This window comes from Candidatus Binatia bacterium (assembly GCA_036563615.1).
GTDB lineage: Bacteria > Desulfobacterota > Binatia > UBA12015 > UBA12015 > DATCMB01.
Genome location: DATCMB010000016.1, coordinates 30,119 through 44,735 on the forward strand (window position 1 = coordinate 30,119; position 14,617 = coordinate 44,735).

General features: G+C 70.9%; 16 protein-coding genes. 9 read left to right on the forward strand and 7 right to left on the reverse strand.

The window, feature by feature from the left end:
• Positions 1-17 precede the first annotated feature (17 nt).
• Genes rimM through VIS07_12960 form a run of 5 tightly spaced genes read left to right on the forward strand, consistent with a single transcriptional unit; the run spans position 18 to position 2,621 of the window.
• Positions 18-530 carry a ribosome maturation factor RimM gene (gene rimM, locus VIS07_12940; protein HEY8516409.1) on the forward strand — a complete coding sequence of 171 codons (513 nt, stop codon included), beginning with the start codon at positions 18-20 and terminating at the stop codon, positions 528-530.
• 19 nt (positions 531-549) lie between these two features.
• Positions 550-1,263: a tRNA (guanosine(37)-N1)-methyltransferase TrmD gene (gene trmD / locus VIS07_12945; protein ID HEY8516410.1), complete on the forward strand. Its 714-nt coding sequence runs from the start codon at positions 550-552 to the stop codon at positions 1,261-1,263.
• Positions 1,260-1,823 (forward strand): RNA methyltransferase, encoded by a 564-nt coding sequence (locus VIS07_12950; protein ID HEY8516411.1) that lies wholly within the window; start codon positions 1,260-1,262, stop codon positions 1,821-1,823. The genes trmD and VIS07_12950 overlap by 4 nt, the downstream gene beginning before the upstream one ends.
• Before the next feature lie 34 nt (positions 1,824-1,857).
• Positions 1,858-2,208: a 50S ribosomal protein L19 gene (gene rplS, locus VIS07_12955; GenBank protein ID HEY8516412.1), complete on the forward strand. Its 351-nt coding sequence runs from the start codon at positions 1,858-1,860 to the stop codon at positions 2,206-2,208.
• Positions 2,205-2,621, forward strand: a complete 417-nt coding sequence (locus tag VIS07_12960; GenBank protein HEY8516413.1) for a polymer-forming cytoskeletal protein — start codon at positions 2,205-2,207, stop codon at positions 2,619-2,621. The genes rplS and VIS07_12960 overlap by 4 nt, the downstream gene beginning before the upstream one ends.
• On the opposite strand, the gene VIS07_12965 is transcribed toward VIS07_12960, so the two are convergent.
• From VIS07_12965 to VIS07_12980, 4 genes are read right to left on the reverse strand one after another with little or no spacing between them, the layout of a single operon-like run.
• Positions 2,611-3,642, reverse strand: coding sequence for an ABC transporter ATP-binding protein (locus VIS07_12965; GenBank protein ID HEY8516414.1), 1,032 nt, complete (start codon positions 3,640-3,642; stop codon positions 2,611-2,613). The two genes, VIS07_12960 and VIS07_12965, sit on opposite strands and share 11 nt — an antisense overlap.
• Positions 3,639-4,658 carry an ABC transporter ATP-binding protein gene (locus VIS07_12970; GenBank protein ID HEY8516415.1) on the reverse strand — a complete coding sequence of 340 codons (1,020 nt, stop codon included), beginning with the start codon at positions 4,656-4,658 and terminating at the stop codon, positions 3,639-3,641. Before VIS07_12970 ends, VIS07_12965 begins: the two co-directional genes overlap by 4 nt.
• Positions 4,655-5,752, reverse strand: a complete 1,098-nt coding sequence (locus tag VIS07_12975; GenBank protein ID HEY8516416.1) for an ABC transporter permease — start codon at positions 5,750-5,752, stop codon at positions 4,655-4,657. The genes VIS07_12970 and VIS07_12975 overlap by 4 nt, the downstream gene beginning before the upstream one ends.
• Positions 5,749-6,732, reverse strand: coding sequence for an ABC transporter permease (locus VIS07_12980; GenBank protein HEY8516417.1), 984 nt, complete (start codon positions 6,730-6,732; stop codon positions 5,749-5,751). Before VIS07_12980 ends, VIS07_12975 begins: the two co-directional genes overlap by 4 nt.
• Positions 6,733-6,830: 98 nt before the next feature.
• Here VIS07_12980 and VIS07_12985 point away from each other — a divergent pair, with 98 nt between their 5' ends.
• Genes VIS07_12985 through VIS07_12995 form a run of 3 tightly spaced genes read left to right on the forward strand, consistent with a single transcriptional unit; the run spans position 6,831 to position 10,142 of the window.
• The gene (locus VIS07_12985; protein HEY8516418.1) at positions 6,831-7,442 is read left to right on the forward strand and encodes a hypothetical protein; all 612 of its coding nucleotides are present in this window, start codon (positions 6,831-6,833) and stop codon (positions 7,440-7,442) included.
• Positions 7,443-7,451: 9 nt separating this feature from the next.
• Positions 7,452-8,435 carry an MBL fold metallo-hydrolase gene (locus VIS07_12990; protein HEY8516419.1) on the forward strand — a complete coding sequence of 328 codons (984 nt, stop codon included), beginning with the start codon at positions 7,452-7,454 and terminating at the stop codon, positions 8,433-8,435.
• On the forward strand, positions 8,436-10,142 hold the full coding sequence (locus VIS07_12995; protein HEY8516420.1) for an ATP-dependent DNA ligase: 1,707 nt from the start codon (positions 8,436-8,438) through the stop codon (positions 10,140-10,142).
• On the opposite strand, the gene VIS07_13000 is transcribed toward VIS07_12995, so the two are convergent.
• The gene (locus tag VIS07_13000) at positions 10,135-11,802 is read right to left on the reverse strand and encodes a long-chain-fatty-acid--CoA ligase (protein HEY8516421.1); all 1,668 of its coding nucleotides are present in this window, start codon (positions 11,800-11,802) and stop codon (positions 10,135-10,137) included. The two genes, VIS07_12995 and VIS07_13000, sit on opposite strands and share 8 nt — an antisense overlap.
• An 88-nt stretch (positions 11,803-11,890) precedes the next feature.
• Here VIS07_13000 and VIS07_13005 point away from each other — a divergent pair, with 88 nt between their 5' ends.
• Positions 11,891-12,829: a TIGR03560 family F420-dependent LLM class oxidoreductase gene (locus VIS07_13005; protein HEY8516422.1), complete on the forward strand. Its 939-nt coding sequence runs from the start codon at positions 11,891-11,893 to the stop codon at positions 12,827-12,829.
• 44 nt (positions 12,830-12,873) lie between these two features.
• On the opposite strand, the gene htpX is transcribed toward VIS07_13005, so the two are convergent.
• Together htpX and VIS07_13015 are read right to left on the reverse strand one after the other, a co-directional pair.
• On the reverse strand, positions 12,874-13,770 hold the full coding sequence (gene htpX, locus VIS07_13010; protein HEY8516423.1) for a protease HtpX: 897 nt from the start codon (positions 13,768-13,770) through the stop codon (positions 12,874-12,876).
• A 188-nt stretch (positions 13,771-13,958) separates the two neighbouring features.
• Positions 13,959-14,474 (reverse strand): SRPBCC family protein, encoded by a 516-nt coding sequence (locus VIS07_13015; protein HEY8516424.1) that lies wholly within the window; start codon positions 14,472-14,474, stop codon positions 13,959-13,961.
• Between the last annotated feature and the right edge of the window lie 143 nt (positions 14,475-14,617).

The window sequence follows — 14,617 nt, forward strand, 5'->3', positions numbered from 1 at the left end:
CCGTCTCCACGCTTGCCGTGGGACGACTCGTGACCGGGCACGGAGTGCGCGGCCTGGCACGGGTCAAACCGTTCAACCCCACCTCGCCGACACTGGCCCGCTGCGAAGCGGTGTGGCTCGTGCACGAGGCCTCAGGCCGTCGCGAGCGCTTCCAGGTCCGCGAGAGCCGCCGCCACAAGGGACACTTTCTGCTCGGGTTCCACGGCATCGACAGCTTGAACGCGCTCGAGCCCTGGATCGGCAGCACCGTCGAGGCGGACGCGGAGAGCCTGCCGTCGCTCGAGGCGAGCGAGCTCTACCACTTCGAGGCCGTGGGCCTGGAGGTTCGCACCGTCGCGGGTGAGGTCCTGGGCAGCGTGGTCCGGGTCATGCCGCTCCCTGCGCAGGACGTCTGGGTGATCCACGGGCCGGGCCAGAACGGCCGCACGCGCGAGGTGCTGCTGCCGCTCGCGGAGAACGTCGTCCGCGAGATCGACCTCACGACCCGCACCGCGCTGGTCGACCCGCCGCCGGGCCTGATCGAGCCGTAGCGCGAGCCGCAGGTCGCCCGTGCGCATCGACGTCCTGACGATCTTTCCGGAGTACTTCTCCGGCATCCTCGCGACGAGCCTGCTCGGCAAGGCGATCGCGCGCGGCACGCTCGACGTCCGCCTGCACCAGCTGCGCGACTGGACGACGGACAAGCACCGCACCGTCGACGACACGCCGTACGGCGGCGGGCACGGCATGGTGATGAAGATCGAGCCGCTGGTCGCGGCGCTCGAGGCGATCTCGCCGCCGGGCGCGCGGCGCATCCTGCTCACCGCCCGCGGCTCGCGCTTCACCCAGGAGACCGCCCACCGGCTCGCGCGCGAGGAGGCGCTGGTGCTGGTCTGCGGCCGCTACGAGGGCATCGACGAGCGGATCGATCGCTACGTCGACGAGCAGCTCTGCATCGGCGACTACGTGCTGTCGGGTGGCGAGGCGGCGGCCGCGGTGGTGATCGACGCGGTCACGCGGCTCGTCCCCGGGGTGATCGGCAACGAGGGCTCGCTGCACGAGGAGTCGTTCTCGAACGGGCTCCTCGAGTACCCGCAGTACACGCGGCCCGAGGTCTTCCGCGGCGACCGGGTGCCCGAGGTCCTGCTGTCCGGGAACCACGCCGCGATCGAGCGCTGGCGGCGCGAGGCCGCGCTCGCGGTCACCGCGGCGCGCCGGCCGGACCTGCTGGCGGCCCGCGAGGCGGCCGGGGAAGCGTCGGCCCATAACAAGAAAACCAAGTGAAATCGCGACTTTACGTCGCCCTCCTGCACCACCCCGTGGTCGACAAGCACGGTCGGGTGGTGACCACGTCGATCACCAACATCGACGTCCACGACATCGCCCGCAGCGCCCGGACCTTCGGCGTGCGGCGCTTCTACGTCGTCCACCCCATCCCGGGCCTGCGCTCGCTCGCCGAGCGCATCGTCGAGCACTGGCGAAGTGGGTACGGAAGTCGTTACAACCCTTCGCGCCACGAGGCGATCGGTCTGGTCGAGGTCGCGCCCGATCTCGATCACGTGCTGGCCGCGGTGGAGCAGGACGGCGGACGGATGCCGCGCCTGGTCGCCACCTCGGCTCGCGAGCGCCCCGGGGCGATGAGCTACGAGGAAATGGCCAGGCGTCTCGCCGAGGGCGAAGACTCCTGGCTACTGCTTTTTGGAACGGGTTACGGTATGGCCGACGAGATCTTCGCGCGCTGCGACGCGCTTCTCGAGCCGGTGCGCGGCGTCGACGGGTACAATCACCTGTCGGTGCGCTCGGCGGCCGCCATCGTCCTGGACCGATTGACACGGACCCGCTGAGGGCCGTTCGAGCTTCGTTCGGAAGGAAAGGCACATGAACGTCATCGACGCGATCGAACGCGAGCAGCTCCGGACCGACATCCCGGACTTCCGCCCGGGCGACACGGTCCGCGTCCACGTCAAGGTGGTCGAGGGCGAGAAGGAGCGCATCCAGGTGTTCGAGGGCGCCGTCCTGCGTCGCAGCAACGGCGGCAACCGGGAGACGTTCACCGTGCGCAAGGTGTCGTACAGCGTGGGCGTCGAGCGCACCTTCCCGATCCACTCGCCGCGCATCGACCGCATCGAGGTCACGACGCGCGGTCGCGTGCGTCGCGCCAAGCTCTACTACCTGCGCGAGCGCGCCGGTAAGGCGGCCCGCATCAAGGAGGAAGGGCTCAATCGGTGAGCCCTGACCGCGGACCGACGCCGGCCGCGGTTGGAGAACAGCCCGGCGAGCGCTTCAAACACGAGATCGCCGCCGACGTCGCGATCAGCGGGCGCATCACGTTTCCGGGCAATGCACGCATCGATGGACGCTTGACGGGCGAGGTGCGCGCCGACGCCCTGCTCGTCGTCGGACCGAGCGCGGTGCTGCGCGCCAACGTGCGCGCGCAGCAGCTCGTCGTCTACGGCACCATCGAGGGACACGTGCGGCAGACCGAGAGCGTCGAGCTCAAGCCGGGCTGCCGTTTGATCGGCGATCTCGAGGCGCGCCGCGTGGTGGTGCACGCGGGCGCCCTGTTCGAGGGCCACTGCGCGATCGGCAAGCGCCCGCCCGCGACGGCGACGCCGCAGCGCGAGGCCGACGTCAAGCACTAGGCCCGAGCGAGCTCTCGGCGTCGCTCGGCTTCTCGTCCACCGGGAAGACGTGGCACGCGACGGCGTGCCGCTCGCTCCCGACCAGCAGCGGGCGCTCGCGCCGGCAGCGCTCCTCGGCGAACGGGCAGCGCGGGTGGAACGCGCAGCCCGGCGGCGGCGCGATCGGGCTCGGCACGTCGCCCTTCACCTCGGCGCGCACCGCGCGCCGCTCGGGATCGGGCTCCGGAACCGCGGCGAGCAACGCGCGCGTGTACGGATGGTGCGGCGCCGCGAGGATCCGCTCGGTCGCGCCGATCTCGACGATCCGCCCGAGGTACATCACGGCGATGCGATGGCTCAGGTGCGCGACCACGCGCAGGTCGTGCGCGACGAAGAAGTAGGCGAGCCCGTGCTTCGCCTGCAGATCCGCGAGCAGATTGATCACCTGCGCCTGCACCGAGACGTCGAGCGCCGACACCGGCTCGTCGCAGACGAGAAAGCGCGGCCCCACCGCGAGCGCGCGCGCGATGCCGATCCGCTGCCGCTGTCCGCCGCTGAACTCGTGCGGGTAGCGCTCGGCGTGCTCGGGACGTAGCCCGACCTCGCCGAGCAGACGCTCGACCATCTCGCGCTTCGCGCGCCCGCGCGCGAGCCCGTGGATCTCGATGCCCTCGGCGATGATCGCGCCGACCTTCATGCGCGGGTCGAGCGAGCCGTACGGATCCTGGAAGACGATCTGCATCTCGCGGCGCAGGCGGCGGAGCTCGCGCGCGGAAAGCCCGGCGAGCGAGCGGCCGTCGAAGATCACCTCGCCCGACGTCGGCTCGATGAGCCGCAGGAGCAGGCGACCGAGGGTCGACTTGCCGCAGCCCGACTCGCCGACGACGCCGAGGGTCTCGCCCGGGTAGACCTCGAGGCTCACGTCCTCGACCGCGCGCACGACGTCCTTGCCGGCGCGGAAGAAGCTGCCGCCGACGCGGAAGTGCTTGACGAGGTTGCGCGCCTCGACGAGCGGCCGACGCGCGCTCGTGGTCTCGCTCACGCCGGCGCCTCCGCGGTGGGCTCCAGGGTCGGATGAAAGCACGCGACGCTGCGCCCCGGCGCGATCGTCTCGAGCCTTGGATCTTCCGCCGCGCAGCGCGCGCTCGCGCGCGGGCAGCGATCGCGGAAGCGGCAGCCCGACGGCAGGTTCAGCAGCTCGGGAACGCGCCCGGGGATCGCCATCAAGCGCTCGGCGCGGTGCTCGAGGCGCGGCAGCGACGCGAGCAGCAGCCCGGTGTACGGATGCGCGGGCGCCGCGAACAGCTCCCGCACAGGCGCGCGCTCGACGATCCGCCCGGCGTACATGATCGCCACCGCGTCGGCCTCGGCGGCGACCACGCCGAGGTCGTGCGTGATCAGCAGCAGGCTCATGCCGAGCCGCTCCTTCAAGCCGCGCAGCAGATCGAGAATCTGCGCCTGGATCGTGACGTCGAGCGCCGTCGTCGGCTCGTCGGCGATCAGGAGCGCCGGCTCGCACGCGATCGCCATCGCGATCATCACCCGCTGGCGCATGCCGCCCGAGAGCTGGTGCGGGTAGGAGCGCGCGCGCCGCTCGGCGTCCGGGATCTCGACCATCTGCATGAGCTCGACGGCGCGCCGCCAGGCGTCCTTGCGCGACATCCGCCGCTGCACCCGCAGCACCTCCGCCACCTGCGAGCCGACGGTGAACACCGGGTTCAGCGAGGTCATCGGCTCCTGGAAGATCATGCCGATGCGCCCGCCGCGGACCTCGCGCATCGCGCTCTCGTCGAGCGCGAGCAGATCGACGCCGTCGAAGCGGATGACGCCCGAGCGGATGCGCGCGTTCGCGTCGAGCAGGCGCATGATCGCGAGCGAGGTGACGCTCTTGCCGCTGCCGGACTCGCCGACCAGCCCGAGCGTCCGCCCGCGCTCGATCGACAGATCGACGCCGTCGACCGCGCGCACGGTGCCGCGCGGCGTAGCGAACTCGACGACGAGGTCGCGCACCTCGAGCAGCGGTCCCGTCGCTGCCGTGGCCGCCGCCGGCGCGCTCATGCGCCGCGCTCCGCGCGCGGGTCGAGCCAGTCGCGCAGCTGGTCGCCGAGGAAGTTGAACGCCATCGTGGTCACCGCGATGCAGACGCCGGGCGCGAGGATCCACGGGTACTTGTCGAGGTTCGCGAGGTTGTTCGCGTCCTTCAGCAGCGATCCCCAGCTCGTGCTCGGCTCCTGGATGCCGAGCCCGAGCAGCGACAGCGCGCTCTCGCCGAGGATGAAGCCCGGGATCGCGAGCGTCGCCGCGACGATGGTGTAGCCGAGCGTCGCCGGCACGACGTGACGCAGCATCGTGCGCACACGTCCGGCGCCGAGCGCGCGCGCCGCCTGCACGTACTCGAGCTCGCGGATCGAGGTCACCATGCCGCGGATGACGCGCGCGAAGCCCGCCCAGCGGATGAAGCTCATCAGCACGACGATCAGCAGGAAGGTCTGCGCGGACGAGAGCCCGGGTGGGATGACGGCGGCGAGCGCGAGCAGGAAGTAGAACGCCGGCAGCGACATCATCACCTCGCACAGCCGCATGAGCAGGTTGTCGACCTGTCCTCCGACGTAGCCCGCGACCACGCCGACGATGGTCCCGATGCCGAGGCTGATCAGCACGCCGATCACGCCGATCGAGAGGCTGATCCGCGAGCCCCACACGAGGCGCGAGAACAGATCGCGCCCGAGCGCGTCGCTGCCGAGCAGGAAGAGCGGCACGCGCGGATCCGCCGACTGGAAGAGGTGACCGCCGGTGAAGAAGCGCACCGGCACACGCACCGCGCGGTCGACCTCGTAGCGACGCCGGAGGCTGTCGACCATGCGCTGCGGGTGGAAGTACAGGACCCCCTCCGTGCCCCACTCCGACGGCGCGTAGAAATGGAGCCGCATCGGCGGCGCGTTCGGTGAGCGACGGTGCTGGCGTCCCGGCTCGTAGGGCGCGACCCACGGCGCGAGCGCCGCGGTCGCGTAGAGGAAGAGCAGGATCGCGCCGCTGAGGCCGATGCGCAGCCGCGAGCGCCGCGCGGGACGCGGCGTCGCGGCGAGCAGCTCGCCCTCGAGCCCGCCGCCGGGCTCGATCACCGCGGCCGGCTTGACGCGCGGCTCGCTCATCCCGCCGTCCTCGATCCGCTCAGGTCGATGCGCGGGTCGGACAGCGCGAGCGCGAGGTCGGCGAGCAGGTTGCCGATCAGCAGCAGCAGCGAGCCCATCAGCACGGATCCCATGACCAGGTAGAGGTCGAGCGCGAGCACGGCCTCGAGCATCAGCGAGCCGAGCCCCTGCAGGTTCATCACGGCCTCGACGAGCGCGGCGCCGCCGAGCAGCGTGCCGAGCTCGTAGCCCGCGAGCGTGATGAACGGGTTCATCGCGTTGCGCAGCACGTGCTTGAACAGCACCGTCCGCTCGGCGAGGCCCTTGGCGCGCGCGGTGCGCACGAAGTCGGCGCGCTGCAGGTCGAGGATCGCGCCGCGCATGAGCCGCATCAGGCTCGCCATGCCGCTGGTCGCGAGCACGATCGTCGGCAGGATGAGGTGGTGCAGCCGGTCGACGATCTTCCCCCAGGTGTCGAGGTGCTCGTAGTCGAAGGACACTGTGCCGCCGACCGGGAACCACCCCGTCAGCAGCGCGAGCCGCAGCAGTAGGAACGCAAGAAAGAAATTCGGCAGCGACATGCCGAGGAACGCGAGCAGCGACAGGAAGCGGTCGGAGAAGCGCCCGCGTCGCACCGCGACGATGACCCCGAGCGGGATCGCGACCACCCAGGTGACGATCAACGCCGACACCGACAGGATCAGCGTGTTGCCCACGCGCTCGCCGATCAGCGTCAGCACGCCCACGCGGTGCGCGACCGACAGACCGAAGTCGCCGTGCAGCACCTGCCAGAGCCAGGCGAGGTAGCGCTTCAGCAGCGGCTCGCCGTAGCCGAAGCTGCGCTTCATCTCCTCGATCGCCTCGGGCGAGATCGCGGGGTTGAGCGCCAGCGTCGAGAAGAAGTCGCCCGGCGCCAGGTCGACGATGAGGAACGAGAGGAACGTGATCCCGAGCAGCAGGGGCACCATCTGCACCAGCCTGCGCAGGAGGAAGAGCCCCATCGCGCTCTTCCCTAAGGCAGCGCGGCGACGCGCTCAAGGCGCGCTCGCCGCCCGAGCATCGTCTTGAGACGCCCAGGGCCGGACGCTACATCGTGCGGATGGCCAACCTGACCCTCGACGAATTCGAGCGTTGCCTGAACGTCCTCGCCGAGGGCGGCTCGCCCGAGCGCCTGCGCGACCGCCTCGCACGCTTGAACGCGTTCCACAGCCGACGCGGAATGAACTCCGTGCGCGCGATCGCCGAGCGGGTCTACATGCTGAGCTCGGGCCTGCGCCGCGACGTCCCCGCGAACCGCGCCTTCCAGGCGCTGTGGAACGAGTACGTCGGGACGAGGCTGACCCGGAAGGTTGGCGAGAAGCTCGACGAGCTCGCGGACAAGGTCAACGAGCACCTGCACGACGACGGCACGGTCAAGGAAGGCGAGGAGGAAGCGCTCGCCAAGGCCGTCGACGAGTACGAGGAGGTGCTCGCGCGCCGCGTCGGCGGTGAGGCGGCGCGGCTCGACACGCTGCAGAAGGCGGTGCCGGTGGTCGCGGCGATGCTGCGCGCCAAGCCGCTGCTCGACGTCCCGCTCGATCCGCCCGAGAGCGACGAGGACGACGAGCACGACCACGAGCACCATCACCACGAGCACGGCCACCACCACGATCACGATCACGACCACGAGCACGACGAGGAGGCCGCGCCGAGCGCTGCCAAAGAGGAGTAGCGCCGTGACGTGCGCCTCGCGGTACGTCCCGAAGGCCTCCTCCTCGAAGACCTCGACCTCTTCCTCGATCCCGCAGCTCCGGTCGCCTGTGCCGTCTTGTCGCACGGTCACGCCGACCACGCGCGAGCGCTCGCCGGTCGCATCCACGCGACGCCCGAGACCATCGCCATTGCGCGCGCTCGCCTCGGCGACACCGACTACGTCGCGCACGCCTACGGCGAGCCGTTCGAGATCCGCGGCCCGGGCGGCGTCCGCGCGCGCGTCACGTTCTTCCCGAGCGGGCACGTCCTCGGCTCGGCGCTGACGCTGATCGAAGCCGCCGGCCAGCGCCTGCTCTACACGGGCGACGTCAAGCTCCACCCGTCGCTGACCTGCCCGACCGCGGTCGTGCCGCCGTGCGACGTGCTGATCACGGAAGCGACCTTCGCTCTGCCGGTGTTCCGCTTTCCGCCGGTCGACGAGCTGCGCGCGCGGATCGTCGCCGAGGCGCGGCGCGCGCTCGACGACGGTGAGGTGCCGGTCTTCCTGGGCTACGCGCTCGGCAAGGGTCCGGAGGTCGCGAAGATCCTGCAGGAGGCGGGCATTCCGGTGTCGGCGCACGGCGCCGTGCACCGCATGATCGAGGTCTACCGCAGCTTCGGGATCGAGTATCCCGACGTCGTGCCGTACGAGCGCGGGCGTGTCGACGGGCGCGCGCTCGTCGTGCCGCCGTCGGCGCGCAACCATCCGATGCTCGCGCTCCTCAAGCGCAAGCGCGTCACCGCGGTGACCGGCTGGGCGTTGCTGGATGCGAGCTACGACCGCTTCGGCGCGGACGCGCTCGTCCCGCTGTCGGATCACGCCGATTGGGACGAGCTGCTGGCGCTCGGCGCCGCAACCGGCGCGCGCCGGGTGCTGACCACGCACGGCCACGCGGCGCCGTTTGCGCACGCGCTCGAGAAGCGCGGGCTCGAAGCGCGCGCGCTGCACCTGCTGCACGGAGACGAGGAGTAGGTGCGCGGCTTCGCGACCCTGTGCAGCGAGCTGCGCGCGACCCGCAAGACCTCGCGCAAGGTCGCGCTGGTCGCGGACTACCTGCAGCGGCTCGACGACGAGAGCCTGCAGGTCGCGGCGCGCTTCTTGACCGGCGGACCGTTCGCGGCGCGCGACCAGCGCACGCTCTCGGTCGGCTGGGCGACGCTGTTCCGCATCGCGGTCGAGATGTTCCCCGACCTCGATCCCGAGACGCTGCGCGAGTGCTTCCGCGCGGTCGGCGACATGGGCGAGACCTTCGGCCTGCTGCAGATGCGGCGCGGACGCGACCTGGCGCCGTCGGTCCTCGAGGTGGACCGCGTCCTCGAGCAGCTCGCCGCGACGCGCAAGCCCGACGAGAAGGCGCGCGTGCTCCGTGAGCTGCTGCCGCCGCTCGAGCCGCTCGTGCTCAAGGAGACCGTCAAGCTGCTCGTCGGCGGACAGCGCATCGGGCTCTCCGAGCTGCTGCTCGAGCAGGCGATCGCACGCGCGAGCGACGTCCCGCTCGACGAGGTCAAGCGCGCGAACCTGCTGTGCGGTGACGTCGGCGAGGTCGCGCTGCGCGCACGCCGCCGCGAGCTCGGAAGCGCGCACCTCGCGCTCTTCCACCCGCTCGGCTTCCAGCTCGCCGCGACCTACGAGGCGGGCGACGAGCTGCCGTGGGAGCGCGTGATCGTCGAGGAGAAGCTCGACGGCATCCGGGCGCAGGCGCACGTCGAGCCCGCGTCGGAGCGCGGCGCCGCACGCGTCGCGCTCTACTCGCGCAGCCTCGACGACATCACGCGCGCGTTCCCCGAGATCGTCGAGCGGCTCGCGCGGCTGCCGACGCCGCTGATCCTCGACGGCGAGATCCTCGCCTACGCGAACGGCCGCGCCCTGCCCTTCGGCCAGCTGCAGCGGCGTCTCGGACGCAAGGCGGTCGACGCCGCGCTCGCGGAGGAGGTGCCGCTCGTCTTCGTCCTCTACGACGTGCTCGCCGTCGACGGCACGCTGGTGATCGACCGGCCGCTCGCCGAGCGGCGTCGCCTGCTGGAACCTCTAGCGCTGCCGGAAGGCATCCTGCTCTCGCCCGCCCATCGCGCGAGCGACGCAGCGGCGCTCGAGAAGCTCTTCGACCTCGCGCTCGCGAACGGCAACGAAGGCCTGATGCTGAAGGACGAGAGCGCGCCGTACACGCCCGGCAAGCGCGGGCGCGCCTGGCTCAAGTACAAGAAGGCGCGTGCGACGCTCGACGTCGTGGTGACGGCGGTCGAGCCGGGCCACGGACGTCGCGCCGGGCTGCTCTCGGACCTCACCTTCGCGGTCCGCGGCCCGGACGGCACGCTGCTCAACGTCGGCAAGGCCTACTCGGGGCTCACCGACGAGGAGATCGCCGAGACCACGAAGCTCTTCCGCCGCTTGACCGAGCGCGTCTACGGCGGCCGCGTGCGCGCGGTGCGGCCCGAGGTGGTGATCGAGGTCGCGTTCGACGGCATCCAGCGCTCGGCGCGGCACAAGTCGGGCTTCGCGCTCCGCTTTCCGCGGATTTTGCGCTTGCGACCCGACAAGCCGGTCGCGGAGATCGACACGATCGAGCGCGTCGCGGAGCTCTACGAGCGTCTGCTGCGCGGCGAGACGACCGGCGCCGACTCCTCGCCCGGCTCCGACTCCTCGCCGCCCGCGTCCGACCCCGAGCCGGACGTCAGTTGACGCGCTTCGCGCGCCCCTTCCACTCCGCTTCGCGCAGCACGAACTTCTGGATCTTGCCGGTCGCGGTCTTCGGCAGATCGCCGAACACGACGGCCTTCGGGCACTTGAAGCCGGCGAGGTGCTGCCGGCAGTACGCGATCAGCTCCGCCTCGTCGAGCTTCGCGCCCGGCTTCAGCGTGACGAAGGCCTTCGGCACCTCGCCCCACTTGTCGTCCGGGACGCCGACCACCGCGACCTCCATGACCGCCGGGTGGCCGTAGATCGTCCGCTCGACCTCGACCGTCGAGATGTTCTCGCCGCCCGAGATGATGATGTCCTTCTTGCGGTCGCGGATCTCGATGTAGCCGTCGGGGTGCATCACCGCGGCGTCGCCCGAGTGGAACCAGCCGCCGCGGAACGCCTGCGCGGTCGCGTCGCGGTCCTCGAAGTAGCCGGCCATCACGTTGTTGCCCTGCATGATGACCTCGCCCTGCGTGACGCCGTCCGCAGGGACGTCGTCCATGTTCTCGTCGACCACGCGCATCTTGACGGCGGTGACGCTCGGGACGCCCTGGCGCGACTTGTACTGCGCGCGCTGTGCGGCGTCGGCGCCGTCCAACGCCGGCTGCCACTCGCAGATCGTGTGCGGGCCGTAGGTCTCCGTCAAACCATAAATGTGCGCGATCTCGGCGCCGATCGACTCGACCGTCGCGATCACCGCCGGCGCCGGCGGCGCACCGCCGGTCGCGATGGTGAGCTTCTTCTCGAGCTTCAGGCTCGCGAAGCCCGGATGGTTCGCGAGCATGATGAGCACGGTCGGCGCCGCGCACATGTTGGTGACGCCGTGACGCTGGATGAGCTCGAACACGCGCTCGGGGTCGACCTTGCGCAGCAGCACGTGCTGTCCGCCGACCGCCGCGACCGCCCACGGGAACGTCCAGCCGTTGCAGTGGAACAGCGGCAGCGTCCACAGGTAGACGCTGCGCGCGTCGAGCTTGAAGGTGATCACCTGCCCGAGCGCGTTCAGGTACGCGCCGCGGTGCGTGTAGACGACGCCCTTCGGACGTCCGGTCGTGCCGCTCGTGTAGTTGATCGCGAGCGGCATGCGCTCGTCGGGCACGTCGGTCGTGATCGGCTGCGGGCTTCCCTCGCGCAGGAACTCGGCGTAGCGCACGACACGCCGCCCCGAGCCGGACAGCGCCTCCAGCGACTTCGCCGGCACCTCGGGCGCCGCGCTCGGCTGGTCGATCACGACCGTGCGCAGCGCCGGCACCTCGTCGAGCACGTCCGCCACGTTCGGCGCGAGCTCCGCGTCGACGATCAGCAGCTTCGCGCCGCTGTGCTGCAGGATGTACTGGATCTCCGCGGGCGCGAGCCGGATGTTGATCGTCACCAGCACGGCGTGACGCAGCGGGACCGCGAAGTGCGCGGCGAGACACGCGAGCGTGTTCGGCGCCAGCACCGCGACGCGGTCGCCGCGCTCGATCCCCGCTGCCGCGAGCGCGCCCGCCGCGGCCGCGACGTGGTCCGCGAACTGCGACCACGTGAGCGAATGGTCGTCATCGACGACCGCGATCTTGTCGGGAAAGACCGCGCGACTCCGGAAGAGAAAGGAGAGCGGCGTCAGCGGCGCGAAGGAAACGGCGGCAAGCGCGGCGTCGTCCATGGGCTGCTCGTTCATCGCTCTCTCCATTCCCCTCGCCGCTGCTCGCGTCAACAGCCCGGCTATGGCGCACCCGGCGCGCGTGCTGGTAAGAGGGAAAGGAGCGATGGCCGGCCATCCGATCCGCTTCGGCGTCTGCCTGCCGCAGCACGGAAGCACCTGGGACGACGTCGTCGCGGTGGCGCAAGCCTGCGACCGGCTGGGCTACGACTCCGTCTGGGCCGTCGATCACTTCTTCGGCATCCCGGACGCGACGCAGCCGATCTTCGAGGGCTGGACCGAGCTCACCGCGCTCGCGCCGCTGACCGAGCGCGTGCGCCTCGGACACCTCGTGCTGTGCGTAAGCTACCGCCATCCCGCCGTGCTCGCGAAGATGGCGGCGACGCTCGATCACGTCTCGCGCGGCCGCTTCATCCTCGGCATGGGCGCGGGCTGGCACCAGCAGGAGTACCAGGCCTACGGGCTGTCGTTCCCGCCGATCGGCACGCGGCTCAAGGAGCTCGACGAGGCGCTCACCATCGTCCGCAAGATGTGGACCGACGAGCCGGCGACGTTCTTCGGCGAGCACTTCCACGTCGAGGACGCGCACTGCAAGCCGCGCCCGCTGCAGACGCCGCACCCGCCGATCCTCGTCGGCGGCACGGGCGAGCGCGTGCTGCTGCGCATCGTCGCCGAGCACGCGACGATCTGGAACAACCTCGGCTGGGCGCACCGCGACCTGCAGCACAAGGTCGAGGTGTTACGCTCTCACTGTGACGCCCTGAAGCGCGATCCCGCCGAGATCGAGATCTCGCAGCAGACGGTGGCGGCGATCGGCGAGACCGAGGACGAGGCGCGGCGCGCGACCGAAGCGGTGATGGCGGAGGTGCCGTTCCTCGCCGGCGGACGCGACCTCATCATCGCGGGGACGCCCGACGAGTGCGTCGAGCGCGTGAAGAAGACGATCGCGATGGGCGCCACGACGCTGCTGCTGAGCTTCGGGCGCAACCCGCGAATCGAAACGCTGGAGCTCTTTGCAGAACGGGTCGTCAGCGCGTTCCGCTGACGACCCGTTCCAGCGACTCGTTCGACTTCCGGACGGCTCGAAGATCAGGCCGTCATCGAGCGCAGGCGCGCGATGCGCTCCTCGAGCGGCGGGTGCGACGCGAACAGACGCGCGATGCCGGCCGGGTTCGAGATCTTGAGCATCGCCATCGAGTTCTGCGTGCGCGGATCCTGGATCTCGACCGTGCGCCGCAGGGCCTCGAGCGCGCTGATCATCCGCTCGCGACCCGCCAGGCGGGCGCCACCCGCGTCGGCGCGGAACTCGCGGTAGCGCGAGAACCAGGCGATCACCATCGAGCCGAGGATCATGAAGATGATCTCGAAGACGATCTGGACCAGGAAGTAGATCCCGTAGGACATGCCCTCGTTCTCGTCGCGGCCGCGCACCGCCTGGGCGGCGGCGAACGCGATGACGCGCGCGAGGAACATCACGAAGGCGTTCACGACGCCGGTGAGCAGCGTCATCGTCACCATGTCGCCGTTCGCGATGTGCGACACCTCGTGGCTCAGCACGCCCTCGACCTGGTTCGAGTCCATGCGCTCGAGGAGACCGGTCGAAACCGCGACGATCGAGTTGCGCTTGGTCGGCCCGGTCGCGAACGCGTTGACCTCCGGCGAGCGGTAGATGCCGACCTCGGGGGTCGGGATGCCGGCGGCCCGCGCCAGGTTCTCGACCATGTTCACCAGACGGCGCAGCGTCGGATCGTTGGTGTTCGGGTCGATGACCTGAACGCCCATCATCCACTTCGCCATCGTCTTCGACAGGGCGAGCGAGATGAGCGCACCGCCCATGCCCCAGACGAAGCAGAAGGCGAGCAACGCCCCGTAGTCGATCCCGTTCGCATCGAGGTACGGCCGGATCCCGAGGACGTTCAGGATGATCGAGATCGTCAGGACGACCAGGAAGTTGACCGCGAGGAACAGGAAGATTCGCTTGACCATTGTTCTCCTCGTTCGACGTGCCGCGTCAGCGCGACACGCCGGTAATGACGACCGGATCTGGCGCTTTCTTCAGAGCCGGGGCAATCGCCACCGAGGTGCTCGCCCCGCGACGCAGCGGCGAGCGCAACTATATCGCGTCCGCTGGGGGATGCACGCGCTCAGGCGGCACGCGCGACGCGCGGAGGCGATCAGTCGAGCAGGGTCAAAAAAAGATGCTGCGCGGGTCGCGCGACGGGCTCCTCGACCTGGTCGCGCCGCAGCCGACGTAGCCGCGCGACCTCGTCCTCGACCGCGGCGCGAAAGCCGCGGATCGCGCGCAGCAGCGCGACCTCGGCGCGCAGCCGCAGGAACGGCAGCAGCAGCCACGCCCCGCGGCGCAGGCGGTGCACCGCGTGGACGTCGACCCGCGTCGCCGGCCCCTCGGGCGCGAGCCGGATCTCGAGCTCGATCTCGCGCAGGAGCCGCCACGGCGCCGACAGCACGAGCCGCACGCGCGCCCCCGGCTCGAGCTCGAGAACGCGCCCCTCGATCGGCGCGCTGCCGGGAGAGTTGGCGCGACGCGTCGCGAAGCGACGCCCGCTGCCGGTCAGCCGATCGATCCCTTCGAGCCAGCCCGACACCGAGTCGCGGTCGACGAGCTGGTGCCACACCACATCCGCCGGGGCGCTCACCAAGCCGGCGGTACGCACGGAGAACTCGGCCACGGGCGGCGCGATTGCAAAACCCTCGCCGCCCGCGAGCGACGCAGAGGCTCGGCATCCGCTGCGTCGACGACGCCGGTGCTCCGTCGCGCGTGTCGTGGAACGAGCCCGTGGGCTCGTTCCACGACATCGACCGCGGACATCGC

Excerpts from the sequence above, each read along its gene's own strand:
- rplS (HEY8516412.1), top strand. The coding sequence starts at position 1,858 with ATGAACGTCATCGACGCGATCGAACGCGAGCAGCTCCGGACCGACATC.
- VIS07_12970 (HEY8516415.1), bottom strand. The coding sequence starts at position 4,658 with ATGAGCGCGCCGGCGGCGGCCACGGCAGCGACGGGACCGCTGCTCGAG.
- VIS07_12975 (HEY8516416.1), bottom strand. The coding sequence starts at position 5,752 with ATGAGCGAGCCGCGCGTCAAGCCGGCCGCGGTGATCGAGCCCGGCGGC.
- VIS07_12980 (HEY8516417.1), bottom strand. The coding sequence starts at position 6,732 with ATGGGGCTCTTCCTCCTGCGCAGGCTGGTGCAGATGGTGCCCCTGCTG.
- VIS07_12985 (HEY8516418.1), top strand. The coding sequence starts at position 6,831 with ATGGCCAACCTGACCCTCGACGAATTCGAGCGTTGCCTGAACGTCCTC.
- VIS07_13000 (HEY8516421.1), bottom strand. The coding sequence starts at position 11,802 with ATGAACGAGCAGCCCATGGACGACGCCGCGCTTGCCGCCGTTTCCTTC.
- VIS07_13005 (HEY8516422.1), top strand. The coding sequence starts at position 11,891 with ATGGCCGGCCATCCGATCCGCTTCGGCGTCTGCCTGCCGCAGCACGGA.
- htpX (HEY8516423.1), bottom strand. The coding sequence starts at position 13,770 with ATGGTCAAGCGAATCTTCCTGTTCCTCGCGGTCAACTTCCTGGTCGTC.